Raw genomic sequence first — 24,665 nt, 5'->3', positions numbered from 1 at the left:
GAGCCCTGCCAGGGTGCGGTGCCTATTGCGGGTCGGTGACGGTGGCGACGATCTCGTTCAGGGAACAGCCGGTCTCCGCCATCCAGATGTCGCAGATCTCCTCAAGCAGCCGGATCCGTGTCGGCTGATCAAGTGCCGTGTCGGCCTGAAAGGTCACGATCGAACTGGTGGAGGGTTTTGCTTCGGTGAAGCCGTTGCCCGGCGGTACGGCAATCCACGTCTGGTTTGCCGGGGCGTCGAAAGCCCGGCGGGAAAACGCGTCGAGCTGCGCCGTGAGAGCGGCCCGGCGCGCGCCGTCGATCTGGCCGTCCTGGAAAAAACAAATGCAGGGGATCATGGCGGTCCCTTCCCTGGAGTTTACAGGCGGTCGGAATGGCCACCTGTGTTATAGTGGTCTCAATATAAGACCAAAATGGTCCTATGATGCAACCAAAATGGGAGCCTGATGTGAAAGTGACGTCCTTCGGCGATATGCCGTGCTCCATCGCAAGGTCGCTGGACGTGATCGGACCCTGGTGGGCCCTGCTCATCATCCGGGACGCCTTCATGGGCGTGCGCCGGTTCCGGGATTTTGAGAAGTCACTGGGGATCGCCAAGAACACCCTGACGTCACGGCTCAACGATCTGACCGCTGGCGGCATCCTGGAGAAGGTGCCGGACCCGAACGGGGGCAAGCACTTCGAGTATCAGTTGACGCAAAAAGGCCTGGAGCTGTTTCCGGTGATCGTGGCCTTGTCGCAATGGGGCGACAAATGGGCCGTGCATCCGGATGGGGCCAGCTTCGAGATCATCGATACCCGCGATGGCAAACCGATCCCGCAGCAGATGATCCACGACCGCAAGGGCAAGCCGATCCCGCCGGAGCATCTCAGCCAGCGCGCCGGACCCGGCACCCTGGCCCGCCGCAAGCGGGCGCGGGACGCGGGTTCGTAACAAGAGGGTCCGGGTCCGGCATGTCCGCCCGGGTCTCCGTTGCTTAGAGCCGGTCCGGCAGCATCCGCCGGGCCAGCTTGCCATTGGCCGTGTGGGGCAGGGCCTCCAGGAAGCGGATCTCGCGCGGCATCTTGTAGTCCGCCAGATGCGCCCGCGAATGCGCCATGAGCGCGTCGGCGTCCCGGGCCTCACCGGCCGGGCGCACGAAGGCGGCGATGATGGCAAGCCCGTTGCCCGCCACAACTTCCCGCACGCCGACTTCAGCCACATCCGGATGGGTTGCGATGGCCGCTTCCACCTCCGCCGGGCTGACGCGATAGCCGAAGGCGTTCATCACATCATCGGCGCGGCCCTCGAACCACACATAACCGTCGTCATCGAGCCGGGCGAGATCGCCGCCGCAGAACCAGTCCCCGCGCCACACCTGCGCGTCTTCATCGGGTCGGTTCCAATAGCCGAGCATCAGGCCGGGGTCCGAGCGGTGCACCGCGAGCAGTCCCACCTCTCCGGCCGCAAGTGGCACCGGCTCGGCGTCTTCATCCGCCGGCAACACGGCCACGCAGCGCCCCGGCTGCGCCCGGCCGGGACTGCCGGTCCGCGTCGGCGTCAACGGGCCGGAGGAGATATAGGTCGAGCATTCGCTCATCCCCAGCGCTTCGAACAGGTCAAGCCCCGTGGCCGTGGCCCAGGCCTCTGCCACGCGCGCGGGCAGGGGCTCGCCCGCCGTCAGCCCATGCCGCAGGGTCGGCACCCCGTCGTCAATGTCGCTGTCGCGCAGCATCTGGCGGTAGAGACTGGGCACAGCCGCAAACAGCGTGCCCCCATGAGCGCGGATCAGCTTCGGCCACACGGTCACGTCCTTCGGCCCGTTATAGAGCACCGTCGCCGCGCCATTGGCCCATGGGTCGGACAGGCCAACCCCCAGCGTATAGGTCCAGTTCATCGCGCCCGCATGCACCATCACGTCGTCGCGCGTAAGGCCGTACCAGCCATCGACCATCGGCTTGCGGCCCCACACGCTGCGTTGCGCATGCAGCACGCCCTTGGGCGTGCCGCTGGTGCCGGAGGTGTAGACGAGAAAGGCCGGGTCATCCCGGTGTGTGTCCGCATAGCCCTGACCCGGCGTCGTGCGCAGGGCCGCGATGTCATCCGGCAGCAGCACCGGCACGTCGCCCGCATCAAGCGCAAGCTCAGGTGATTTCGCGACAAGCCCCGCGCCGCTGTTGGTCAGCACGAAACGCGCTTCCTCCGCTGTCAGCTGCGCAGAGGAAGGGACAGGCACGAACCCGCCTGCAATGGCGCCGAAGAACATCAGCGCCGCGTCCGGGGTGTTCCCCATACGGATCATCACCCGGTCACCTTGCGAGAGCCCGCGCGCCGCAAGCCCCGCGGCAATTCCCTGCACTGCCTCGTCCAGCGCCCCATAGGTCCACCGGTCGGGCGCGCCCGAACCATGCTCGACGGTAAGCGCCACCTTCCCCGGCACCCGGTGCGGTGCCGGCGCCAGACAAAACGCCGCCATGTTGAACCGCTCAGGCGGCAGCGGCGCTGAATATCTAGTTGTTCCCATGGCCGCAGGTATAGGCCGGGATCGGCGGGCTTGAAAAGCCGCACACGGAGATTGGGTGAGGGAGGGCGGCAATGCACACTCTTCCCTCTCCCCTTGCGGGAGAGGGAGGGGCCCGCGGGCGCAAGCCCGTGGGAGGGTGAGGGGGCGGCAGCGGTGGTGATGGATTTCAGAAGTTGAGATAGCTGACAGGCCCATCCCCCTCACCCGGTGCTGGCGCACCGACCTCTCCCGCAAGGGGAGAGGTGACTTTTCGCGCACCCCCACCATCACCCGCATCCCTCCGGCTTGACCGGAGGGCCCACTCGCTTTTGATGTTGGGCACAGTGCCGGAGGCAGGGGAACACAGCTGTCCGCACGGGCTGCGGCAAGCAGCATTGAGAGTAGACCCTCCGGTCAAGCCGGAGGGATACGGAGTCTGGAGTGTGATGCTGCGGTCTCCTCTCTCCCCAATGGCGGCGGGGCACTTTTCCGCACCCATGCCCCCGGATGCAGGCCACCCGCCATCACCCGGCCCGGTTGACGCAGGGGCATGCTGGCACCGGGAATGGCCATTTGCTGCCCTCAGGCCAACCGGCTAAAACCGGGGCCAACAAGCCAATCAAACCGATTTGTCGAGGGAGACATCGTCATGGGTAAGGGGCCGCTTTCCGGCGTCAAGGTTCTCGAATTCGCAGGCATCGGCCCGGGGCCGTTCTGCGCCATGCTTCTGTCCGACATGGGCGCGGATGTGATCCGGATCGACCGCAAGGGCGCCCAGGGCGGTTCCAAGTTCGACATCACCGCCCGTGGCCGCAAGTCGATCGCGCTCGACCTCAAGAACCCGGATGCCATCGAGACCGTGCTGAAGCTCGTCGAAAAGGCGGACGTCCTGCAGGAAGGCTTCCGCCCCGGCGTGATGGAGCGCCTCGGCCTTGGCCCGGACGTGGTGCTGAAGCGCAACCCGAAGATCGTCTATGGCCGCATGACCGGCTGGGGCCAGGAAGGGCCGCTGGCGCTGGCCGCCGGCCACGACATCAATTACATCTCGCTAACCGGTGCCCTGCACGCCATCGGCCCCAAGGAGGGCAAGCCCGTCCCGCCGCTTAACCTGGTGGGTGATTTCGGCGGCGGCGCGCTCTACCTCGCCATGGGCATGCTGGCCGCGCTCCTCAGCGCCCGCGACACCGGCAAGGGCCAGGTGGTGGACACCGCCATGACCGATGGCGCCACCTCGCTGATGAGCATGTTCTTCGGCTTCATGGCGTCGGGCATGTGGGAAGACGACCGCTACCGCAACATGCTCGACGGCGGCGCGCACTTCTACGACACCTATGAGTGCTCCGACGGCAAGTTCATCTCCATTGGCTCCATCGAGCCGCAGTTCTATGCCCTGCTGCGCGAGAAGGCCGGTCTCGATGACGCCGCCTATGACGCACAAATGGACAAGTCCAAATGGCCGGAGCTCAAGGACAAGATCGCAGCCGTCTTCAAGACCAAGTCGCGCGACGAATGGTGCGGGATTATGGAAGGTACGGACATCTGCTTTGCCCCCGTGCTCTCCATCGGCGAGGCCAAGGATCACCCGCACAACAAGGCGCGTGAGACCATCGTCGAGATCGATGGCGTCGTGCAGCCCAACGTGGCCCCGCGCTTCTTCGGCACGCCGTCCGAAATCCAGGGGCCGCCCCCGTCTGCCGGTGGCGACACCGATGCAGTGCTCGGCGAATTCGGTTTCTCGGCTGACGAGATCGCCGGCCTGAAGGACAAGGCGGCCATCTGAGCCGGTCACATCTGTTGGAGTTAGCGGCATGAGTGCGTTGCCCGGAACCACGGGCCGCCGGCGCATCTATCTGATGCGTCACGGCCATGTGGACTATTTCTCGTCCATCGTGCGTGAGACCGGGGACACGTCCCTCGTGCCGCTCACCGACCTCGGTCAGGCCCAGGCGACAGCCGGAGGCAAGGCCCTGTCCCATGTCACCTTCGACCGGGCCATCTGCTCCGGCTATCCGCGTACGGAGCAAACCGCCCGTGGCGTGCTGGCCGAGCTTGACACCCCGGTGCCGGAGCTTGAGGTGGACAAGCGCCTCGTTGAGCTTCACGGCGGTGGCTTCGGCCCGATCAATGACCGCGATGACATTGCCGCCGTCATGACCTTCGCCTTTGATCAGGCAGGCCGCCCCGGTGCCCGCATGGGCCCGGAAGGGGAGGCGTTCGCCGACGCGCTCGACCGTGCGGTGGAGGGGTTCACCGATCTTCTCATGTCACCGGGCTGGCACACGGCGCTGGTCGTCGCCCATGAAGGCATCAACCGGCTGCTGCTTGGCTGGTGCACCGGCAACGGCCTCAACGCCATCCAGTCCTTTGAGCAGGACCCCGCCTGCATCAACATCATCGATGTGGACCTGGCACCCGCCGAAAGCGGGGAGGGCACCGAGATCCTGCGCAAGATCATCAAGGCCGTGAATGTGACGCCCTACAATTACGTCAAGCACGGGATGAACATGACGAGCCTGGAAGCCATCTTCGCCCGCGACCCGGCCTGACGGTGCGGGTCGCCGGTGCTTGCAAGCGCCCGCCAAGGCGCTAGGCTTCCTGACGTGACAACGGGAGGACGCCATGAAGGAACTTCTGGCAACGGTGGACCATATCGGCGACATCAAGACCGGGGCCCCCACCATTTCAGGCATTCATCACTCGGCCTATCGCTGCCGCGACGCCGGGGAAACGCGCAAATTCTATGTCGATATTCTCGGCCTGGAAGACGCTGCCGCGCTGGCCTTCGACAAGGACCCGGCGGGCAATGACCGGCCCTACATGCATCTGTTCTTCAAGATGGGCGACGGCAATTTCCTCGCCTTCTTCGATGAGCCCAATTCGGTGGAAGAGGGGCTGTTCGCCATGAAGGATGGCATCGAGGATTATCACTTCGCCTTCGAAGTGGCCTCGATGGACGAGCAGGCGCAGTTCAAGCAGCGGCTGGAAGAGGCCAAGGTGCCGGTCTTCGGTCCCATCGACCACGGCTTTTGCCACTCGGTCTATTTCTTCGATCCCAACGGCCTGGCGCTCGAGATCACCGTGCGGGACGCCAAGCACGACGAGATCATGGCCGACGAGGCCGCCCAGGCGAAGGCGCATATCGAGAAATGGTCCGAGCGCACGCGCACCCTCAAGCAGGCACGGCTGGCCCAGGCGGCAGCTGAATAGGATCGCGGACTGTGTGCGGGGGCAGGGCGCTAGTTGCGCCCCGCCGCCCACCACGTATCGAAGCGCACGATCTGCGGCTGCACGCGCGGATGCTCCAGCTCCTGCCACCGCGCCACCCATTGATGCGGTGCGTGGTAGAGCGGGATCACGTAGTGGCCCGACAGCAGCACCCGGTCGAGCGCCCGCACGGCCGCCACGAAGTCCTCGCGGTCGCGGGCTTCCAGCATGGCTGCGATCATCGCGTCCACGGCCTCTGACGTCACGCCCATATAGTTGCGCGTGCCGTCGGTGTCGGCACTGTCGCTGCCCCAATAGAAGCTCTGCTCATTGCCCGGGCTCAGGGACGCTGACCAGAAATTGAAGATCATGTCGTAGTCATAGGTCTGGCGGCGCTGCTGGTACTGGCTTGAATCCACGTTGCGCACCTTGGCGTCGATGCCCACCCGTTCGAGGTTCCGCGCAAAGGTCAGCGCGATGCGCTCGTCTTCCGGGCTCGCCACCAGGATTTCGAACGACATCTGCGCGCCCGTGGCAGCATCCACCAGCTTGGCGTCGGTCACCGCGTAGCCTGCGTCCTTCAGCAGCGCCATCGCGTCGCGCATCTGCGCCCGGTTGCGGCCGGACCCGTCGGTCCGTGGCGCCACATAGCCCATGGCCATGATCTCAGGCGTCACCGCGTCGGGGTAGGGCGCCAGCAGCGCCTTTTCCTTTGGCGAGGCGGGACGGCCGGCGGACGACAACTCCGAATTGTCGAAATAGCTCTGCGTGCGGGCATAAAGCCCGTGGAACAGGTTCTTGTTCACCCACTCGAAATCGAACATCAGGCCCAGCGCCTTGCGCACCCGCACATCCGCAAACAGGTCCCGCCGCGTGTTGAACACCAGCGCCCGCATGCCGGACGGCGTGCCGAGCTTGATCTTTTCACGGATGATCCGTCCGTCCTTTACCGCCGGCACGTCATAGCCCGTGGCCCAGCGCGTCGGGTCATCCTCGATGCGCAGGGTGTATTCGCCTGCCTTGAATGCCTCGAAGGAGGCATTGGCATCGCGGAAATAGTCATAGCGGATGCGGTCAAAATTATTGTGCCCGCGCGCCACCGGCACGTCCTTGCCCCAATAATCCGGGTTCCGCACATAGGTGATGCTGGCGCCCGGCTCCACCTTGCCGATGGTGTAGGGCCCGGAGCCGATCATCGGCGTCAGCCCGGTGCGGGTGAAATCCTGCCCGCCATAAACATGCTTCGGCAGGATCGGCATCAGCCCCATGATCAGCGGCATCTCCCGGTCGCCTTCCTCGGTGAAGGTCAGCCGCACCGTTCGCTCGCCCACCTTCTCCATGGCGGCGACCTTGCCGTAATAATATTTGTGGTTCGGGCGCCCCTGGTCGCGCAGGGTTTCCACCGAGAAGATGACGTCGTCCACGGTCACCGGCGTGCCGTCCGAGAATTTTGCTTCCGGCCGCAGGGTAAATTCCACCCAGCTGCGGTCGTCCGGCGTCTCGATTGTTTGGGCAATCAGGCCATAGAGCGAAAACGGCTCATCGTAAGCGCGGCCCATCAGGCTCTCGAACACATGCCAGCGAATGCCGGCAGCGGGCGTGCCGCGCACAATCATCGGGTTCAGGCTGTCGAAGCTGCCGATCGCCGCCAGCCGGACTTCGCCTTCCTTCGGCGCCCGGTCGTTCACATAGTCGAAGCGGGTGAAGCCCGCCGGATATTTCGGGGTGCCATGCATCGCAATGCCGTGGCTCGGCTCCGCCTGGGCCGTGCCCGCCAGCACCAGCACCAACACGAACAGCGCCGCTGTCGCACCGCCGAGGGTTCCCGTCACCGCACGGCGTGCGCGCGCCATCACAAAAGCGCCCATCTTCATCCTTAACCCTTGTGTCCGATTGCTGTGGGAGACTGAATCGCTCCGGTTCACCCTAGGGTGTCCCGGAACTCTGCCGCAGGCAATGTGTCAGGCAGTGTCTTGTGTCAGGCAATGTCTAGAGCCTGCAATATGTAGAGCAAATGAATCACAGGCGTTTCTGGCTGAATTCGGGCGCATAAACAGCGCCCGCCGCGGCCCGGCCAATTGACAGCGCCCGCACGCCCGCGTTAGCGAATTGCCCACCGGGGGAGCAGGGGATGGCACCGCACCCTGAAACAGATATGAGGACGAGTTCATGATCCGCACGATTGGCGCAGTCACGCGCAAGGCCGCAGGGACTGCCTTCGGCATTGCCGCCGGCCTGACCCTGGCCCTGGCAGCGCCTGCCCTGGCGCAGGATGGCGGCCCCGAAGCCAAGCAGACCGTGGTCGAGAAGTCCGGCGCCTGGGTGTTTGAATGCACCGAGCAGGGTGGCCGCGAGTTCTGCACCATCCAGCAGGTGCTCAGCAATGCCGAGACCGAGCAGGTGCTGCTGCACGTGACCATTGCCTATCATCCGCAGACGGCGGATCTGCTGATGGTCAACCGCACCCCGCTGGGCGTGGAACTGCCCATCGGCCTCGGCCTCAAGATCGACGAAGGCCGCCAGATGGCCGCGCCCTATACCAACTGCACCCAGGCCGGTTGCCGCGCCACCGCGCCGCTGACTGACGAACTGGTGGCCAACATGAAGTCCGGCAACACCATGACCATCAGCTACGGCTATCTGGGCAAGCGCCTGGATGCGCCGGTGTCGCTGGAAGGGTTCACCGCCGCCTTTAACCGCCTCGCCGAGCGCAAGCCGGTGGCAAGCCAGCCGTCGCTGACGCCCACGCCGGGCCCGGCCACGCAGCAATACGTGCCCGGCCAGTAATCACAGAGCCAGAAAGCGCGCCGATCAGGCACGCCTGAAATGCAAACGCGCCCCGGTCAGTCCGGGGCGCGTTTTTGTATCGGTTACTCAGCCCGCATCGGGCAGCCGGCATCAGTCAGACGCATGGCCGAACGGGTCGGCGCGATCCGTCGCCACCATCGAGCAGATGAAGAGCGTCACGCCGAATGACAGCATGCCGATGCCCACAAGGGCGAGATAGGCGATGTTTCCAGGTTCCATGCCGTGTCCTCCTTACACAGATATCCCACGCTAGGAGGTGCGGCAGCCATGCGGCGTTGATCTGGATCAGGAGGGGGCAGTCAATCCCGCCGCGTGGGTGCGACCAGTGCGCGCAGCCAGCCGAAAAACGAATTGCCGCGCAGGAAGTAACTCTCCAGCTTGTCCATCTCCGCTTCCAGCGCCGGCGGGTCCGCATAGAGTTCCGAGCGAAGACGCAGCGGCCTGTCTGGGTCGAGCGTGCGCACCACGCGGGCCGGATTGCCAACCGCGATCACATTGGCGGGCAGGGACTTGGCGACAACCGATCCGGCGCCCACCACGCTGTTGCGGCCGATGGTGACGCCCTTGCAGATCTTCACCCCGTAGCCGAGCCACACATTCTCTTCCAGCGTGATGGGGCTGTGCGCATCTTGCTCGCTGGTCCGGTCATAGACGTCGTGCCAGTCGGAGTCCGAGATATAGACCTCGCCGGCGATCATCGTGTTGCTGCCGATCCGCACATGGTCGGAGGAGAGAATCCGCGTGCCCGGTGAGATCAACACATGATCACCAATGTCGATGCGCCCCTCGCGGTCCGCGCTGGTCCATGTGGTGAGAGTGATGGGGTAGGCGCGGGCCGAGCGCAGCGTGGCGCACCGGCCGATCGAGATGTTCGGTCCGTGCACTGTCACATATTGCGGGTACACCGCGTCCATATAGGGGCCCACGGCGTCGAATTGCGGCTCCAGGAAGTGGCGGCTGCGCCAGCGCATGACGGTGCGGTGCAGCCTCTTGAGCCAGAACGGCCGGTGGTCCTTGCGCACGGGATTTGCCCCTTGTTGATCCGGCCCCTGATGCCGATATGGCGGGAGATTAGCTCAATCGCCGGTTTGCTGCTAAACAGCAGGCGAACCGAATTCCCTACCGAATAAGCGGATATCATATGACCTCTGTAGACACACTCTTCCGGCCCTTCAAGCACGGCAAGCTGTCGCTTGAAAATCGTATCGTCATGGCTCCCATGACGCGCAGCCATTCCCCCAACCAGGTGCCCGGCCAGGACGTTGCCGACTATTACCGCCGCCGCGCGGAAGCCGAAGTCGGCCTCATCATCACCGAAGGCACCACGGTCGATCATCCGGTCGCCAGCTTCGACACCAATGTCCCGGCCTTCCATGGTGAAGCCGCGCTGGCCGGCTGGGCCAATGTGGTGGAGGAAGTGCACCGCGTCGGCGGCAAGATCGTACCGCAGCTGTGGCATGTGGGCATGGCCCGCAAGCCGGGCTCCGGCCCCCACCCGGACCTGCCCAGCGCCGGTCCCTCCGGCCTTATCAAGCCGGGCAAGCAGGTGGCCGAGCCCATGTCCGAGCAGGACGTGACCGACGTCATCGAGGCGTTCGCCAAGGGCGCCGCCGCGGCCAAGAGCATCGGCATGGATGGCATCGAAATCCACGGGGCGCACGGCTATCTGGTGGACCAGTTCTTCTGGGGCGGTACCAATGAGCGCAGCGATGCGTGGGGCGGCAACCAGGTGCAGCGCGCCCGCTTCGCCGAGGAAATCGTAAAGGCCTGCCGCGCCGCGACGGACCCGGATTTCCCCATCATCCTCCGCTTCTCCCAGTGGAAGCAGCAGGACTATGACGCCCGTCTTGCGCCCACCGAGGCCGAGCTCGAAGCCTTCCTCGCCCCGCTCACCGATGCAGGCGTGGATATCTTCCATTGCTCCACCCGCCGTTTCTGGGAGCCCGAATTCGACGGCTCGACCATGAACCTCGCAGGCTGGACCAAGAAGATGACCGGCAAGCCGACCATCTCCGTCGGCAGCGTCAGCCTGAACCAGGAATTCCTCGCCACCTTCGCCGGTCAGGACGCGTCGAACGATGCGGACCACATGGAAGACCTGCTGGAGCGCATGGAAGCCGATGAGTTCGATCTCATCGCCGTCGGCCGCGCCCTGATCAGTGATCACGAATGGGCCAAGAAAATCCATGAAGGCCGCTTCAACGACCTGAACGAGTTCAGCAAGGAAGCCCTGGCCACCTATTACTAGGGCCTGAACATCATCGCCGGGCAGGGGGCTTGACCCGTGCCCGGCCGGACGACAAGGTGCGGGGAGGTGCTGCAAGGTGCCTCCCCGTCCGCGGAAAGGGCTGCGCCCACCACACGGCCTTACCAGACCGATCGCATCGATTTCCTGCCTGACATGCGGACACAGGCATTTCCTTCAAGGGGAATCGTATGCCTTCCGACAGCCATACCCATCAGCACGACTATTTTCACGGCCTGCTCAATCTCGAGCAGCAGCGCCGCCGCGCCAAGGACTTGCTCAAGGCCCTGCGCAGCGGCCAGCCCGATGCCCTTGACCGCCTGACGGCCCATGCGGGCATAACCGATCCCGCGTCCGCCGCGCTGCGGCTGGCGGATGCCCAGCTCGTCATCGCCCGCGAAAACGGCTTTGCAAGCTGGCCGAAGCTCAAGGCCCATTGCGACCGGCTGCAGGAAAGCAGGCGCCAGCGCGAGGCTGGCCGTCTGACCCCTCCGGATACGGAAGATGTGGTGCATCTGCGCTGCGGCTCGGACATCCGCCACGGGCTGGAGATCGCGGGCTTCCTCGGCCGCTTCGTCGAATTCGCCGACCCGTTCTGCCAGGGCCCCGTGCGCGACCTGCCGCGTGATGCCTTTCTCTCCGAACGGGCCGCCTTCATCGCATCGTCCTACGGCTACCGGATGGCCGACGCGCTTGCCCGTGGACGGCAGGAGTACGACGCGCTGGACACAGCGCTTGCCGCGCAACACCTCGTGCTCTGGTTCGAGCATGACAGCTACGACCAGCTCATCCTCGCCCATGTGCTTGCCGCGCTGGCGGCGAAAGACCCGGCCGTGCGTCCGGCGAGGCTTGAGCTTGTCTGCGTGGACAGCGTGCCCGGCGTGCCGGGATTTACCGGGCTGGGCCAGCTTGCCCCGGACATGCTGCTTTGGCTCTGGGACAACCACCGCGTGCCGGTGGGAGACGCGCAACTGGCGCTCGGGCGCGATGCCTGGCAGGCGCTAACGGCCGAAGAGCCGTCCGGCCTTGTGGCCCTCGCCACAGCGGGAACACCTGCCATCCCGCCCATGGCCCGCGCCCTGCGCCGCCACCTGCAGGAACTGCCGTCCGGAGCCAATGGCCTGTCGCAGACGCAAGGTCTCGTCCTGCGTATCCTGGCTGACAAGGGTACCTGCACGGGCGGCCAGCTCTTCCGTGAACTGATGACCAAATATGAGGAACTGCCATATCTCGGTGACCTCATGTTCTGGCATGTGCTGGATGATTTTGTGTCCAGTACAAACCCGCCTGTTGATGTGATGGAAGTGAAGGGGGAAGGGGGCCCGGACCCGGATGCCGGCACCGATCCTTTGCCTGAGTGGCTCCGGCGGCGTGTTGCACTGAATGGCCAAGGCATGGCGCTGCTGGCGGGTGAAGCGGACTACATGATGTCCTATACAGGGGAGCGGTGGGTTGGCGGCCTGCGTGTCGCCTCGCCGGACAGGGGCGGTGTCCCGTTCCGCTGGACCATGTCGGAGGGCCGCCTGGCAATCACCGGGACCGCCCCGTAACAATAAGGCGCGCGCCGTCCGCGCGGTGAGGGAGACCAAAATGCCCCTGGCATCCATCGACCATGTGCTTGTCGCCGTTCGCGACCTTGAGGCTGTGACGGCGGACTATGAAAAGCTGACAGGCCGCAGCGTGTCCCTCACCGGCAGCCACCCGGACTACGGCACCGCCAATGCCATCTTCCAGCTTGAGAACACCTATGTGGAGATGATTTCGCCGGTGGGAGAGGGGCCCTTTGCTGATCGGCTGACGGCCTTTCTCGATGCGCGCGGTGACGGCCTCATCGGCATTGCTCTGGGTACGGAGAACGCCCAGGCCCTGTCGGAGGAATGGCGGGCAGCCGGGCTCCATGCGTCGGCGCCGCAGCCCGGCGAAGGCCACGCCCCGGACGGCCCGGATGGCCCGAATGGCGGCGTGCGCCAGTGGCGCAATGTCTTCGTGCCGGAGGAGGACGTGCTGGGCCTGTTCCTGTTTGCCATCGAGCATGTGTCCGATGCGAGCACGCGCCCCATCGCCGCGCCCCGTGGGCCGGAAGCGGCCACGCTGCATGCGGTCGATCACGTGGTGGTCAACACGCCGGACGGCGACCGGGCAGTTGACGTCTTCGGCACCAAAATGGGCATCCGCCTGGCGCTAGACCGCGACGCGCCGCAATGGGGCGCACGGATGATGTTCTTCCGCCTCGGCGGCATCACGCTGGAGGTCATCCAGCGCTATGGCGACGACAAGACGCCGCCCATGGCGGAGGACGCGCCGGCCTTTTTCTGGGGCATGGCCTTTCGCGCGGCTGACGTTGCCGCTGCGCGCGACCGGCTGGCGGCTGCCGGCGTCACCGTCTCGGAGGTCCGCAAGGGCCGCAAGCCCGGCACGGTCGTCGCCACGGTGAAGGACCACAGCGGTGGTGTGCCCACACTCATCATCGGCCCGGACCCCGAGGCCGAAGCGAACACCTGACCCGATAGCCGGTTGTCAGAGGGAAGGGGGGGGCCGGGATCTCACCCGGCCCGGCGGTCGTCGCTCTCAGTAAAGATTGTCCCGCGCGTCCTGATCCAGCGCCTGGTCGATCAGTTCGGCCTCCACGTCCAGCGACAGCTGGTCCCGCATGATCTGGCCCAGCGAGGGGAAGTCGGCGCGCTTGATCTGCGCTGCCGGATCCCACAGCCCCGCGCGCTTGATGGCCTTGGCGCAGTGCATATAGGCCTCCTTCACCTCGATCACGGTCACCGACAGCGGCGGTCGGCCCTCCGCATCGAAGCGCGCCATCAGTTCGGGATCGGTGGAGATCGACGCGGTGCCGTTCACCCGCAGCATCTCGTTGACGCCCGGCAGGAAGAACAGCAGCCCCACGGCGGGATTCGCAGTGATGTTGCCCAGCGTGTCCAGCCGGTTGTTGCCCGGCCGGTCAGGCATCGCCAGATGAGTCTTGTCGAGAACATGGACGAAGCCCGGCTCGCCGCCGCGCGGCGATACATCGCCAAACCCGTCCGCCCGCGACGTGCCGATCACGCAGAAGGGCGACAGCTCGATGAAGCGGGCGCAATGCGCATCAATATGCCGGATATCCTTCGCCAGCACCGGATCACCCGGCATCGCATATGTTCCGCGAAGATCCTCTTCGGTCCTAAGTGTCCCATCCGCCATGATCGTGCCCCTGAAAATGCATTGCCTGTAAACACGCGAAGAGTGCACGGGCGATGCCGCAAGTGCAACTCAGTGGCAACGGAACGCGGCAGAATTCAGCGGAATAGACAGCCTCTCGTGCCAGAATATGTCAGCACAATATGCGCATAATATATATTATGGAAAATAAATGGTAGCGTGGTTTTTTGGGGCAGCGCTTCAGGCGTCGTACTTTGCCGTCGCCGGATCGGTCAGCACTTCGATGGCGGCCAGCACCATCTCCCAGAATGCGTAACCGTCCATGTCCCCGGCAAAACCGAGTTCTGAGACCCGCATCATGGCGATGACCTGGGCGTCTTCGCCGTATTGGGCAATCAGGGTGCGCGCGGCGTGGACGGCTTGCGCTTCGGTGCTGCCGCCAGCTTCGTGGGTCACGGCGGCGGCCGTTTCGGTATGTATCGTGGGCGGTTTTTCTGTCATGGGGTCGGACCTAGTCCGGCCGCCCTCCTCGTCCAGTGCCGCACCCCGCGAAACTGCCGTCTTCAGGCCTGTCAGAGCTTGCTGACGTAGCAATCCTGCCCCTGCGACTTCAGCGTGCTGCACAGGGCGCTGGCGGCCGTCCTGGCGCTCATGGGGCCCACGCGCAGCCGGTAATAGACGCCCTTGCCGGGAATGTCGGCCCGCTGCACCAGGTGATCCCGGTCCTGCAGCGCCGGACCCAGCCGCCGCGTCGCCGCCTGCCAGGCGGCTTCGGCCTCGGTCTCCGAGCGGAAACTGCCCAGCTGCACCGCATAGCCTGACCCTGCGCCCGCAGAGGCAGCCTGCCGCACAGGTGCCTGGCGCACCGGAGCCGACCGGGCCGGCTCGGCAGCCGCCGAGCGATAGGCCTCTGCCGGAACGCCGGGGAATGCCAGGCCCTTTTTCGGCTGCAGCCCCATGCCCGCCGCGGCGGGTGCCGTGACCGGCGTTGCCATGGCGGCAAGCTGCGTTTCCTCGTTGGCTTTGAGCGCCAGCGCCGGGCCCGCATCATCCAGGCGGATGGCCTGGTTGCTGCCTGCCGGCAGGATCGTCGTCGTCCAGCGGCCGCTGACCTGTGCCGGCGTTGCGGCTGCCGGTGTGGCCACTGGTGCGGCTGCTGCTGCGGCGGCCGTGCTGGCCGTCGTCACGCGCTGCTGGCCGCTCTCCGGCGCTGTGGTGGCGGCCATGCCGGGTTGCTGTGCGAACGGCATGTGCGGCGCTGTGGCAAGCTGCCCGGACGTCGGAACCTGGCCGGGAACGGCCGGCCCGCGCGGCGCGTCATTGGCTGCTGCCAGGGGCTGAACCGGCGTCACCGGTGCCGGAAGCATGGCGGTCTCAACCGGTGTCACGGCTGTCTCTGCCCTGCTTGCCACCGGGGTGCTGGCTACCGGGGGGCTTGCCACCGGCTCGGCCGTCACAGCTTGCGGCGCGGCGGCGACTGTCAGCGCGGACGGCGCTTCCGGCAGATCTGCCAGCGCGGTTCGGGCCGGGGCGTAATCCGGTGCCAGCGACACGGCCTGTTCGAGATCGGCCCGCGCGCCTTCGATGTCGCCCAGTGCTTCGCGCGCCGCGGCGCGGCCGTAATGCGGCAGATGCGGCAGCGGATTGCCGAGCGCGATCGAGGTGTCGTAATCGGCGATGGCGGCCTCATACTCGCCCATGCGGCGCAGCACATTGGCGCGGTTGTTGTAGGCCGGGGCCATCTCCGGCATCAGCGCGATCGCCGCGTCGAAATCCGCCTTGGCGCGGTCCTGCTGGCCAAGATTGTCCAGCGCCGTGCCGCGATTGTAATGGGTGCGCGCGCGCATGTTGTCAGGCAGCGCGTCGAGCCACAGCGCGGTGGTGTAATCCGACGCCGCCTCGTTGAAGGCGCCGCGCTTCTGATAAATGATCCCGCGATGATAATGCGCCGCCGCCATCAGCTGCGGGGCCCGCGCATTGGTGGCGATGATCTCGTCGAACAGGCGCATCGCCTCGTCCAGCCGGTTGTTAATCAGCGCCTGCGTGGCCGCGTTCGTCTTCTCGAGAAGCTGCCGCTCGGCGTCCTGCGCCGTCATGGCCTGGCCAGGTTGAACCTGTGACTGCGCGAGCGCCATGCCCGGCGCACCGGCCATCACGATGCCGGCGGCGATCAAGGCAAGTGCCGTCATCCCGCCCGCAATCGTAGGGAACCCCAGTGTCGGGAAACCCAGTGTCGGGCCCCCCCGTGTCGGGAATTTCACTGCCGCGCAAGCCTGTGTCCGCAGGGCCGCGTCACTCTTCGCCGGTTTGCCGGTCACGAATCGCTCCATCGCACTCATCCTCCAGCCTAACAGACAGCGCGGTGCGGGAAACGTGCGGTTTCAAGTCATGCCGCCGCCCGCGGGCAAGCCCCGCTGCATGGCGGCACTGGACCACACAAGGGCTTGCGCCCCGGTGCGCAGGCGCGGATGGCTTTTCGGAAAATTGACGACGGATTTGTCCGGTCTTTATCGCGCAGTCGCGATAAAAACTGCATAAAATCCAATCTATTACGCAGCTATTCTACGGTGACTGATTTGGCCAGGTTGCGCGGCTGATCCACATCCGTGCCCTTGTGGACGGCGGTGAAGTAAGCCACCAGCTGAAGCGGCACCGCATAGAGAATGGGCGCCGTGAACGGGTCCACATCCGGCAATTCCACCACCGCAGTGGCTTCATCGCCTGCAATGCTGATGCCCTTGCGGTCAGACAGCAGGATGATCCGCCCTCCCCGCGCCATCACTTCCTGCATGTTGGAGACGGTCTTCTCGAACAGCCTGTCCCACGGCGCGATGACGATTACCGGCAACGTGTCGTCAATCAGCGCGATCGGCCCGTGCTTCAGTTCGCCCGCCGGATAGCCTTCGGCGTGGATATAGGAAATTTCCTTGAGCTTCAGCGCGCCCTCCAGTGCCAGCGGGAAACTGGCCCCGCGGCCCAGATAAAGCACATCCGTCGCATCGGTCAGTTCATCCTGCGCCAGCTTCTCGATCAGCGGGCCCAGATGCAGCGCGTCGGACAGATGGCGCGGCATCGCCGTCAGCTCGGCGGCCAGCCGCTGCTCTTCATCCGCGTCGATGGCCCCGCGCGCCCGTGCCGTCGCAATTGCCAGCACGGCCAGAACCATCAGCTGGCAGACAAAGGCCTTGGTTGAGGCAACGCCGATTTCAGGTCCGGCCAGTGTCGGGAAGATGTGGTCGGACTCGCGCGCGATCGTGCTCTCGGTCACATTGACGATGCTGGCGATGTGCTGGTCCTGGCTGCGGCAATAGCGCAGCGCCGCCAGCGTGTCCGCCGTCTCGCCCGACTGGCTGATGAACAGCGCCAGCCCGCCCGGCGTCATCGCGCATTCGCGGTAGCGGAATTCGGAGGCCACATCCACGTCCACCGGCACCCGCGCCACCTGCTCGAACCAGTACTTGGCAACAACGCCGGCATAATAAGCGGTGCCACAAGCCACGATGGTTATGCGGGGAATGGCCGCCAGGTCGAACGGCATTTCCGGCAGCTTCAGCAGCTGTTTTGCCGGGTCCACGTAATGGCCCAGCACATGGCCGACCACTTCCGGCTGCTCATGGATTTCCTTCGCCATGAAGTGACGGTGATTGCCCTTGTCCACCAGGGCGGCGGATACCGGCACCACCTGCACCGTCCGTTCCACCGGCGTGCCCTTGGCATCGAAGATCTGCACGCTGGTGCGGCTGATCACCACCCAGTCGCCGTCATCCAGATAGGCCACCCGGTTGGTCATCGGGGCCAGCGCGAAAGCGTCGGACCCCAGATACATTTCCCCGTCGCCATAGCCGACCGCCAGCGGGCTGCCTTCGCGCGCGCCGATCATCAGGTCGTCTTCACCCTTGAAGATGATCGCCAGCGCAAACGCACCCTCAAGCCGCCCCAGCGTCGCCGCCACCGCGTCCTTCGGGCTCTTGCCCATGTCGAGATAGCCGGTGATCAGATGGGCGATCACTTCGGTGTCGGTCTCGGAGGAAAAGCGCGTGCCCTTCCCTTCAAGCTCCTCGCGCAGCACCTTGAAGTTTTCGATGATGCCGTTGTGAACCACCGCCACCCGCTCGGTGGCGTGCGGATGCGCATTGTCCGTGGTCGCGGCCCCATGGGTCGCCCAGCGGGTGTGACCGATGCCGAGCGAGCCCGGCAGCGGCGCCGTGTCCAGCTCGCCGGCCAGCGACTGCAGCTTGCCGGTGGCCCGCCGCCGGTCGATGGTGCCGTCCACCAGCGTTGCGATGCCCGCGCTGTCATAGCCGCGATATTCAAGCCGCCGCAGCGACTCGAGGATCACCGGCGCTGCGTCACTCTTACCGATTACACCGACAATGCCGCACATGCCTCAGGCACCTTTCTTCTTTGCTTCTTCCTTCCGCGCACGGAAGCGGGCCGCCCAGCCGGGCACCTCCTTCTGCACGGAACGCTCCACCGCCAGCGCGTCGCCCGTCACATCCTTGGTGATCACGCTGCCTGAGCCCGTATAGCCGCCGTCGCCGATGGTCACAGGGGCCACCAGCGACGTGTTGGAGCCGATGAAGGCTCCCGCGCCGATATCGGTGAAGTGTTTGTCATAGCCGTCGTAATTGCAGGTGATGGTGCCCGCGCCCACATTGGCGCCCGTCCCCACCCGCGCGTCGCCGATATAGGAGAGATGGTTGACCTTGGCGCCGTCCTCGATCTTGGCTTTCTTGGTCTCGACGAAATTGCCGATCTTGGCCTTGACGCCAATCTCCGTACCCGGACGAAGCCGTGCATAGGGGCCCAGCACCGCACCGTCGCGCACCTGCGTGCCCTCAAGATGCGAGAACCCCTTGATGGTGACATGGTCGCCCACTGTGACGCCGGGGCCGAACACCACGTTCGGCTCCACGATCACGTCGCGGCCCAGCACCGTGTCATGGCTGAAATGAACGGTCTCCGGCGCGATCAGTGTCGCGCCGTTCTCCATCGCCGCACGCCGCAGGCGCGCCTGCAGCAGGCCTTCGGCCCGCGCCAGCTCCACCCGGGAATTGATGCCATGCACCTCGTCCTCCGGCGCTTCGGAATGGGTGCAGCCAAGCCCGCGCGCCCGCGCCACCTTTACGACGTCCGGCAGGTAGTACTCGCCCTGCGCGTTGTCATTATCGATGGCTTCGAGAATGTCCCACGCATGGGCCCCCGCCAGCACGATGGCGTTGGAGTTGCAGAGGGTCGACGTCTTCTCTTCGGGGGTAGCGTCCTTGTCCTCGACGATCCGGTCAAGCTGTCCGTCCGCGTCCAGGATCAGCCGCCCATAGGCATGGTCGTCATGGCAATGGAAGCCGAGAACGGCCACGGCCGCCCCGCCGGAAAGCGACGTGCGCAGCGCCGCCAGCGTCTCAGGGCGGATCAGCGGCACATCGCCGTTGAGGATCATCAGATCACCGTCGAAGCCGCTAAGTGCGTCCTTGGCGGCCAGCACCGCATGCGCCGTCCCCAGCCGGTCATGCTGCACGGCGGCCACGGCACCCGGCACGCTGTCGGCGATGGCTTCCATGCCGGGCCCCACGACGATCACCAGCTTCTGCGGGTCGAGCGCTGCGGGCGCCTTGGCCGCGTGGCCGACAATGGGCAGCCCTGCGATCTCGTGCAGCACCTTCGGCGTGTCGGAACGCATCCTCGTGCCCTTGCCCGCCGCCAGAATGACAACGGCAAGCGGTTTGGCGGAAGCGGCAGTGGCGGTCATCGGTGAGGCTCTCCGGGCAGGCAGGTCTTTGTGTCGTGGACCCCGCTCTCAATAAGCCAGGGCCGTTACAATCTTAAATAACGTATGATGACGGAGCTTTACGCGATCAGCGGTCCGCCGCGCCTACTGGGCCGCATGGGCCTCGGCTCCCAGCCGCGTGCCGGTCTGGCTTTCGAGTGCCGCACGGGCCGCCTGTTCATCCCCCTTGCGGGCCAGCACCACCATCCGGTCAATAGCATCGGCCACCTGCGCCAGCGGCCCCGCGTCGGGCTGCGCCAGCAGCAGCGCCGGGTGCCCCGACGGCATGTGTTCCTCGCGCTTGTCGAACAGCGGCTCGGACAGCCGCTCGCCGGGCCGCGCGCCGGTGATCTTGATCTCGATATCCACGTCCGGCTCGAGGCCGGCGAGGCGGATCATCTGCCGCGCCATGTCGATGATGCGGACCGGCTCACCCATGTCGAGCACCACGATGGCGCCCACGCTCTGATCAAGGCTCGTCTCGCGCGCGCTGGCGAACAGCACGAGCTGCACCGCTTCCTCGATGGTCATGAAGTAGCGCACCATCTCAGGGTCGGTCACCGTCAGCGGCCCGCCCTTGGCGATCTGCTTCTGGAACAGCGGCACCACGGAGCCGGCTGACCCCAGCACATTGCCGAACCGCACGGTGACGAAGCGCGTGCCGTCGGCCTTTCCGCGCTGGTCGATGTCCAGCGCCTGCGCATAGGCCTCTGCCACCCGCTTGGACGCGCCCATGACGCTGATCGGGTCGGACGCCTTGTCAGTGGAAATCATCACCATCACGCCGACGCCGTGGCGTACGCAGGCATCGGCCACGTTGCGGCTGCCCAGCACATTGGTCAGCACCGCCTGTGAGGGCTGCGGCTCCAGCAGCGGCACATGCTTGAGCGCCGCGGCGTGGAACACCACGTCCGGCTTCTCCGCACCCAGGATGCGGTCCACCTGGTCGCCATTGCGCACATTGCACAGATGCGCTGTGTGCGGAACACCGGCGAAATCCTCGTCCAGCGTCCGGTCGATCTCATAAAGGTTGTATTCGGACTGCTCCAGCAGCGCGATGGACGCCGGCGCGAAGCCTGCCACCTGCCGTGCCAGTTCCGAGCCGATGGAGCCCCCCGCCCCGGTAATCGCCACCCGCTTGCCTTCCAGCAGGTTGCGCATCGCGTCGCGGTCGAGCTTTGCCTGCGGCCGGCTCAGAAGATCCGCCACGTCCACCGGCTGAACCTGGAAATGGGTGCCTTCATCCTTGTGCAGAACGCTTTGCTGGGGGATGCGGTCAAGGCGCAGGCCGTGATCCACCGCCATCGCCAGCAATTCGGAGCGCGTGACGTCACCCGCATAATCGCCGGTGATCACCAGCCGCTCCGGCATCGCCCCGCGCTTGGCCAGCTTGGCGACGATCTTGCCCAGGTCACGCACCGGCCCGTGCACCCGTACCCCGCGAATGGTTGTGCCGATGCGGGCGGGGTCATCATCAACGATCCCGATCACCCGGTAATTTGCACCGCTGTCGCGGCGCATCTGCCGCTGGAAGGCCTCCGCTTCGTCCCCTGCCCCCAGCAGGATCACCGGCACCCGCCACTGGGTGCCGCGCTCCAGGATGTTGGCCATCCGCCCGTCCCGGTAGGCCCGGTAGAACAGGCGCGGGGCGGCCAGCAGCGCTGCGAAGACGAAGGTGTTGATCACCACGACAGAGCGCGGAAACAGCTCCGCGCGGAACAGCAGGAACAGGACCAGCAGGAAAATGAGATTGGCAATTAGCGAGACGCGGCCGATCTGCAGCGCGTCATCCACGGAGGCATAGCGCCACGACCCCCGGTCGAGCCGTGTGCCCACCAGCACCCCAAGCGCAGTTATGCTGAAGATCGCCCAGCCCTGGCCGAGCACGGCGGCGCTGTGGTCCAGCGCGTCCCAGCCCAGCCGCAGGAATACCGCGATCGGAAACGAGACGAGCGCCATGCCGGCGTCATGAAGCATGATCACCGCACGGCGGAGTGTCTTGTCCATCAGCAATGCCATCTAGGCGCCCGAACCAAGCCAGCAACGCCCCTGCCCCCGCGGGCCTGGCGCGGCGCAGCGGAGCGTTTTCCAACTTGGCAGTAGCAGAGGCGGGCGCGCCCTGCAAAACCTGTTTCTGATCGCGGTGAACAGCCGGGCAGCCGCCGTAACGGCTCTCAGACCCTCGCGAGGCTGCGCGGCCCGTAAGGCTGCTTGGGCGCGGGCCCCGGCACGACCTTGCGGCCATTGCCTGCGTGGCGTCCGCCCTGCTTGCGGCGGCGCAGCGGCCGGGGGGCACCCGGTGTTCCCGGCGCGCGGGGGCCGGCACCCTTTTCCACCGCCCCGACGAGCGCGTTGAGCTCTTCCACCAGCCGCGCTGCCTCGCGCCGCGATTCCCGCGCGGTCGCAACAGCACTGCTGACGCCATGGATGAGCGCCAGCAGCACCATGGACAGGATAAAGGCGCCGACGCCGATCATTGCCTCAAGGGGCAGGCCTTCAAACATGGGGCAATCCTTCTCACCAGTTTGCCGTTACCAAAGTCGGGCCCGGGTGGCTGCCGGTGCCGGTAAGTCCCGCGTGCCCCGCCCGGCGCACAGCCTTTGTCAGGCGCGCCTTGAGCGGTGCGGCGGTTCTCCGGCACGGATCCGCACCCCCGGACCTGTGCAGAACAGTCTCGGGCGACAGCGTTTGCATGAACCGGGCCGGTCTTGGAAGTTGCGCCCGGACCATGTGCCCGCCGGGGGCTAAGTCTGTGTCCTGCCTGCGAAATCCCGCAAGCAGACGGGAATTTCATGGTTAATTTTCCGGCAGACAGGTGCCGGGTGACGCGCTTTGAGGCGCATGGTTGCCCAATGGTTAATCAAACCGGTCAGGCTTTAGGCAATGTGGCGCGAGCACTGCCAGGCTGCGGGTGAGCGCGGCGGCACCGCCGGCAGGACCACCTTGCGACGAGGCGCGCCAAGAGGTTTGACCGGCGCCACCCGCCAGAGTACCCACGAGGTTGGGATAAAGGCGCTGATTCGCCGGGATTACGGGCATTTTGTCACCCGGCAGGCAGCCGGTCCCTTGGGCCCGGACGTTCCGGTTGAACGGACGGGCTGGAGATCGGGGTGGAGCGATGGCCGTGAAATCGGGGGCCGTGAAGTCAGGGACGCATAGGCGCAGCGCTGCGGGCCGCACCGCGCGCACTTCCGTGCCTGCCCTTATCGCCGCCCTAACGCTCAGCCTCGGCCTCGCCGCCTGTACCGAGCTCTCGGGCACGGATCCCATCATCACCTCAAGCGCCGGCCCCGGCACCACGACTGGCCCCGCCGACCCTGCCCTGCTGCCGTCCGCCGTGCCGGGGGAAACCCTAGAGCAGCGGCTGGCGCGCCTCGAGTTCGACCTGGCCCAGCTGAAGCTCGATTACTCGGTCGTGCGCCCCAGCTTCGAGCAATTGGTCGAGCGCGAGGAAAACCTGAAATCACGGGTGGCCGCCGTTGAAAGCGCGCTCGGCCCCTTCACTGCCTCGATCCCCGCCGGCACCGGCCGCGCGACACCCGCACCGGCGCCGGCACCGAGGAAAACGCCCGCTCCGGCCCCGGCGCGCAGCACCAAGGCGCAGCCCGTCACCACAAGCTCCGTACCCGGAGAAATGGGACTTCACCTCGCGTCCTATCGCAGCCTCGACCGGCTCAAGGAAGGCTGGGCGGAACTGAAGGCCAAGCACCCTGCTGAACTGACCGGCCTCAACGTCCGAATCCAGCGAATCAACACCGGTTCAAACGGCGTCTTCCAGCGCCTCATCGCCGGTCCGGTGACCTCCCACACGGCGGCCGACGGCCTGTGCCGCACGCTCTCCAGCAAGGGCGTCTACTGCAAGCCCATGGGCTTCACCGGCGATGCCTTCTAGCCTGATTGCGCGCGGGACATCCGAAAAACATGTTGTAAACCAATTGGTTAGACCGCGCATTGAAGCGCCGGGCGCACAACGCCATATCCACTACATACCCCTGCCCGCAAAATGGGCACACGCATATGTGCGCATTCCGTGAGCATTAATGGTGCCTTAAAAATGCATGGCGTGCCCATGTAAAAGGCGTCACACTTGTGTGGAATTCTGAACTGATTGGGAGCCGTCCCCGGGATGGCAGCGCGCATGCCGATAAAGCACACCGTCGATCTGCTCCGCCTTCAGGGCGACGCCCTCTGGGCGGGGGGTGAATTTGCCGCCAAGCTGATGACCGATCCCATTCTCGATCAGATGGCCCCCAAGGGAGATGGGCGCACGCCTGTGCTCACCCTCCCCGGCTTTTCCGGTCCTGAAGTGTCTTTGCGCCCCTTGAACCGCTTTCTCAACAAGCGCGGCTTCGTTGCCGAGAGCTGGGGGCTGGGCATCAATCGCGGCCCCGAGAGCATGGAATATATTGCCACCCTCGGCCGCCTCTTGGGCGACCGCATCAAGATGATGGCGGATGAAAACGGCAAGGCCGTCTCCCTCATCGGCCAGAGCCTGGGCGGTGTCTATGCACGTGAACTTGCCCGCATGTTCCCCGAGGACATCGACCGGGTGATCACCCTTGGCAGCCCGGCCCATGTGAAGCCCGGTGACCATGACCTGCTCAACAGCGGCGTCGGCCTGGCCGTGCGCTTCTTCACCGGCCGCCCGGTGGAGGAACTGCTCAACGAGGTTGAGCTTGAGGAACTGGCGATCCACCAGCCGCCGCCCGGTGTGCCCCTGGTGGCGATCTTCAGCCCCTTCGACGGCGTGGTCCATCAGGAAACCGCCGCCATCCCGGACGAGTATCTGGGCATTGACGGCGAATCCCCACGCGAGAATATCGAAATCATCTGCTCGCATATCGGCATGGGCGTGAACCCGCTGGTTCTGCTCGCCATCGCCGACCGCCTGCTGGAAGATCCCGAGACCTGGGTCCCCTTCAACGCGCGGAATTATGTGCCCGCCCCGTTCAAGGGCCTGCCCAAGCTGTTCTTCCCGGAGCCCGCAGCCCTCAACCAGCAGGCATCCTGAG

At 65.6% G+C, this 24,665-nt stretch carries 22 protein-coding genes; 10 read left to right on the top strand and 12 right to left on the bottom strand.

Features of this window, described 5'->3' with window-relative positions; all coding sequences use genetic code 11:
* Window positions 1-22: 22 nt before the first annotated feature.
* Window positions 23-337 carry a hypothetical protein gene (locus HG718_RS06860; RefSeq protein WP_160587931.1) on the bottom strand — a complete coding sequence of 105 codons (315 nt, stop codon included), beginning with the start codon at window positions 335-337 and terminating at the stop codon, window positions 23-25.
* 110 nt (window positions 338-447) lie between these two features.
* Between HG718_RS06860 and HG718_RS06855 the strand changes: the two genes are divergently transcribed.
* On the top strand, window positions 448-933 hold the full coding sequence (locus tag HG718_RS06855) for a winged helix-turn-helix transcriptional regulator (RefSeq protein WP_244624787.1): 486 nt from the start codon (window positions 448-450) through the stop codon (window positions 931-933).
* A gap of 43 nt (window positions 934-976) precedes the next feature.
* Here HG718_RS06855 and HG718_RS06850 read toward each other — a convergent pair whose 3' ends face one another.
* Window positions 977-2,455, bottom strand: coding sequence for a class I adenylate-forming enzyme family protein (locus HG718_RS06850; RefSeq protein ID WP_244617710.1), 1,479 nt, complete (start codon window positions 2,453-2,455; stop codon window positions 977-979).
* Between the two features lie 676 nt (window positions 2,456-3,131).
* Here HG718_RS06850 and HG718_RS06845 point away from each other — a divergent pair.
* The 3 genes from HG718_RS06845 (at window position 3,132) to HG718_RS06835 (ending at window position 5,689) form a co-directional block, all read left to right on the top strand.
* Entirely contained in the window at window positions 3,132-4,262 is a 1,131-nt protein-coding gene (locus HG718_RS06845; RefSeq protein WP_160587928.1) for a CaiB/BaiF CoA transferase family protein, read from the top strand.
* A 28-nt stretch (window positions 4,263-4,290) separates the two neighbouring features.
* Entirely contained in the window at window positions 4,291-5,028 is a 738-nt protein-coding gene (locus HG718_RS06840) for a histidine phosphatase family protein (RefSeq protein WP_160587926.1), read from the top strand.
* A gap of 73 nt (window positions 5,029-5,101) precedes the next feature.
* Window positions 5,102-5,689 (top strand): VOC family protein, encoded by a 588-nt coding sequence (locus HG718_RS06835; protein ID WP_160587924.1) that lies wholly within the window; start codon window positions 5,102-5,104, stop codon window positions 5,687-5,689.
* A 29-nt stretch (window positions 5,690-5,718) separates the two neighbouring features.
* Here the strand turns inward: HG718_RS06835 and HG718_RS06830 are convergent, their stop codons facing one another.
* Window positions 5,719-7,539: an extracellular solute-binding protein gene (locus HG718_RS06830; RefSeq protein WP_244617709.1), complete on the bottom strand. Its 1,821-nt coding sequence runs from the start codon at window positions 7,537-7,539 to the stop codon at window positions 5,719-5,721.
* 316 nt (window positions 7,540-7,855) lie between these two features.
* Between HG718_RS06830 and HG718_RS06825 the strand changes: the two genes are divergently transcribed.
* Window positions 7,856-8,473, top strand: coding sequence for an invasion associated locus B family protein (locus HG718_RS06825; RefSeq protein WP_027841845.1), 618 nt, complete (start codon window positions 7,856-7,858; stop codon window positions 8,471-8,473).
* A 111-nt stretch (window positions 8,474-8,584) separates the two neighbouring features.
* On the opposite strand, the gene HG718_RS15695 is transcribed toward HG718_RS06825, so the two are convergent.
* Together HG718_RS15695 and HG718_RS06820 are read right to left on the bottom strand one after the other, a co-directional pair.
* Window positions 8,585-8,713 carry a hypothetical protein gene (locus HG718_RS15695; protein WP_280179184.1) on the bottom strand — a complete coding sequence of 43 codons (129 nt, stop codon included), beginning with the start codon at window positions 8,711-8,713 and terminating at the stop codon, window positions 8,585-8,587.
* A gap of 80 nt (window positions 8,714-8,793) precedes the next feature.
* A complete protein-coding gene (locus HG718_RS06820) occupies window positions 8,794-9,516 on the bottom strand; it encodes an acyltransferase (RefSeq protein WP_027841846.1) in 723 nt (240 codons plus the stop codon).
* A 119-nt stretch (window positions 9,517-9,635) separates the two neighbouring features.
* On the opposite strand from HG718_RS06820, the gene HG718_RS06815 reads away from it, so the two are divergent.
* From HG718_RS06815 to HG718_RS06805, 3 genes are all read left to right on the top strand, one after another.
* Window positions 9,636-10,742: an NADH:flavin oxidoreductase gene (locus HG718_RS06815; RefSeq protein ID WP_036264880.1), complete on the top strand. Its 1,107-nt coding sequence runs from the start codon at window positions 9,636-9,638 to the stop codon at window positions 10,740-10,742.
* 188 nt (window positions 10,743-10,930) lie between these two features.
* On the top strand, window positions 10,931-12,289 hold the full coding sequence (locus HG718_RS06810; RefSeq protein ID WP_160587920.1) for a DUF1835 domain-containing protein: 1,359 nt from the start codon (window positions 10,931-10,933) through the stop codon (window positions 12,287-12,289).
* Between the two features lie 40 nt (window positions 12,290-12,329).
* Window positions 12,330-13,241 (top strand): VOC family protein, encoded by a 912-nt coding sequence (locus tag HG718_RS06805; protein WP_160587918.1) that lies wholly within the window; start codon window positions 12,330-12,332, stop codon window positions 13,239-13,241.
* Between the two features lie 66 nt (window positions 13,242-13,307).
* Here HG718_RS06805 and HG718_RS06800 read toward each other — a convergent pair whose 3' ends face one another.
* The 7 genes from HG718_RS06800 to HG718_RS06770 form a co-directional block, all read right to left on the bottom strand.
* Window positions 13,308-13,928 (bottom strand): pyridoxamine 5'-phosphate oxidase family protein, encoded by a 621-nt coding sequence (locus tag HG718_RS06800; RefSeq protein WP_160587915.1) that lies wholly within the window; start codon window positions 13,926-13,928, stop codon window positions 13,308-13,310.
* A gap of 198 nt (window positions 13,929-14,126) precedes the next feature.
* Window positions 14,127-14,387, bottom strand: coding sequence for a hypothetical protein (locus HG718_RS06795; RefSeq protein WP_160587913.1), 261 nt, complete (start codon window positions 14,385-14,387; stop codon window positions 14,127-14,129).
* Between the two features lie 71 nt (window positions 14,388-14,458).
* A complete protein-coding gene (locus tag HG718_RS06790; RefSeq protein WP_160587911.1) occupies window positions 14,459-16,075 on the bottom strand; it encodes an SPOR domain-containing protein in 1,617 nt (538 codons plus the stop codon).
* A 368-nt stretch (window positions 16,076-16,443) separates the two neighbouring features.
* On the bottom strand, window positions 16,444-18,270 hold the full coding sequence (gene glmS / locus HG718_RS06785) for a glutamine--fructose-6-phosphate transaminase (isomerizing) (protein ID WP_027841852.1): 1,827 nt from the start codon (window positions 18,268-18,270) through the stop codon (window positions 16,444-16,446).
* A 3-nt stretch (window positions 18,271-18,273) separates the two neighbouring features.
* Entirely contained in the window at window positions 18,274-19,635 is a 1,362-nt protein-coding gene (gene glmU / locus HG718_RS06780) for a bifunctional UDP-N-acetylglucosamine diphosphorylase/glucosamine-1-phosphate N-acetyltransferase GlmU (RefSeq protein ID WP_160587909.1), read from the bottom strand.
* A 123-nt stretch (window positions 19,636-19,758) separates the two neighbouring features.
* Window positions 19,759-21,660, bottom strand: coding sequence for a polysaccharide biosynthesis protein (locus tag HG718_RS06775; RefSeq protein ID WP_160587907.1), 1,902 nt, complete (start codon window positions 21,658-21,660; stop codon window positions 19,759-19,761).
* 167 nt (window positions 21,661-21,827) lie between these two features.
* Window positions 21,828-22,157, bottom strand: coding sequence for a hypothetical protein (locus HG718_RS06770; protein ID WP_160587905.1), 330 nt, complete (start codon window positions 22,155-22,157; stop codon window positions 21,828-21,830).
* Window positions 22,158-22,792: 635 nt separating this feature from the next.
* On the opposite strand from HG718_RS06770, the gene HG718_RS06765 reads away from it, so the two are divergent.
* Both HG718_RS06765 and HG718_RS06760 read left to right on the top strand, forming a co-directional pair.
* Window positions 22,793-23,545: an SPOR domain-containing protein gene (locus HG718_RS06765; RefSeq protein ID WP_170080189.1), complete on the top strand. Its 753-nt coding sequence runs from the start codon at window positions 22,793-22,795 to the stop codon at window positions 23,543-23,545.
* Window positions 23,546-23,791: 246 nt separating this feature from the next.
* The gene (locus HG718_RS06760; RefSeq protein WP_160587901.1) at window positions 23,792-24,664 is read left to right on the top strand and encodes an esterase/lipase family protein; all 873 of its coding nucleotides are present in this window, start codon (window positions 23,792-23,794) and stop codon (window positions 24,662-24,664) included.
* Window position 24,665 lies beyond the last annotated feature (1 nt).

It is taken from the genome of Pyruvatibacter mobilis (assembly GCF_012848855.1).
Lineage (GTDB): Bacteria > Pseudomonadota > Alphaproteobacteria > CGMCC-115125 > CGMCC-115125 > Pyruvatibacter > Pyruvatibacter mobilis.
This window is presented reverse-complemented; position numbering and strand designations above follow the sequence as displayed.

Bases quoted from the DNA above. Each gene is read 5' to 3' on its own strand.
- HG718_RS06860 (WP_160587931.1), bottom strand. From the start codon at position 337: ATGATCCCCTGCATTTGTTTTTTCCAGGACGGCCAGATCGACGGCGCG.
- HG718_RS06850 (WP_244617710.1), bottom strand. From the start codon at position 2,455: ATGGCGGCGTTTTGTCTGGCGCCGGCACCGCACCGGGTGCCGGGGAAG.
- HG718_RS06845 (WP_160587928.1), top strand. From the start codon at position 3,132: ATGGGTAAGGGGCCGCTTTCCGGCGTCAAGGTTCTCGAATTCGCAGGC.
- HG718_RS06840 (WP_160587926.1), top strand. From the start codon at position 4,291: ATGAGTGCGTTGCCCGGAACCACGGGCCGCCGGCGCATCTATCTGATG.
- HG718_RS06835 (WP_160587924.1), top strand. From the start codon at position 5,102: ATGAAGGAACTTCTGGCAACGGTGGACCATATCGGCGACATCAAGACC.
- HG718_RS06830 (WP_244617709.1), bottom strand. From the start codon at position 7,539: ATGGCGCGCGCACGCCGTGCGGTGACGGGAACCCTCGGCGGTGCGACA.
- HG718_RS06825 (WP_027841845.1), top strand. From the start codon at position 7,856: ATGATCCGCACGATTGGCGCAGTCACGCGCAAGGCCGCAGGGACTGCC.
- HG718_RS15695 (WP_280179184.1), bottom strand. From the start codon at position 8,713: ATGGAACCTGGAAACATCGCCTATCTCGCCCTTGTGGGCATCGGCATG.
- HG718_RS06815 (WP_036264880.1), top strand. From the start codon at position 9,636: ATGACCTCTGTAGACACACTCTTCCGGCCCTTCAAGCACGGCAAGCTG.
- HG718_RS06810 (WP_160587920.1), top strand. From the start codon at position 10,931: ATGCCTTCCGACAGCCATACCCATCAGCACGACTATTTTCACGGCCTG.
- HG718_RS06805 (WP_160587918.1), top strand. From the start codon at position 12,330: ATGCCCCTGGCATCCATCGACCATGTGCTTGTCGCCGTTCGCGACCTT.
- HG718_RS06800 (WP_160587915.1), bottom strand. From the start codon at position 13,928: ATGGCGGATGGGACACTTAGGACCGAAGAGGATCTTCGCGGAACATAT.
- HG718_RS06795 (WP_160587913.1), bottom strand. From the start codon at position 14,387: ATGACAGAAAAACCGCCCACGATACATACCGAAACGGCCGCCGCCGTG.
- HG718_RS06790 (WP_160587911.1), bottom strand. From the start codon at position 16,075: ATGACGGCACTTGCCTTGATCGCCGCCGGCATCGTGATGGCCGGTGCG.
- glmS (WP_027841852.1), bottom strand. From the start codon at position 18,270: ATGTGCGGCATTGTCGGTGTAATCGGTAAGAGTGACGCAGCGCCGGTG.
- glmU (WP_160587909.1), bottom strand. From the start codon at position 19,635: ATGACCGCCACTGCCGCTTCCGCCAAACCGCTTGCCGTTGTCATTCTG.
- HG718_RS06775 (WP_160587907.1), bottom strand. From the start codon at position 21,660: ATGGACAAGACACTCCGCCGTGCGGTGATCATGCTTCATGACGCCGGC.
- HG718_RS06770 (WP_160587905.1), bottom strand. From the start codon at position 22,157: ATGTTTGAAGGCCTGCCCCTTGAGGCAATGATCGGCGTCGGCGCCTTT.
- HG718_RS06760 (WP_160587901.1), top strand. From the start codon at position 23,792: ATGCCGATAAAGCACACCGTCGATCTGCTCCGCCTTCAGGGCGACGCC.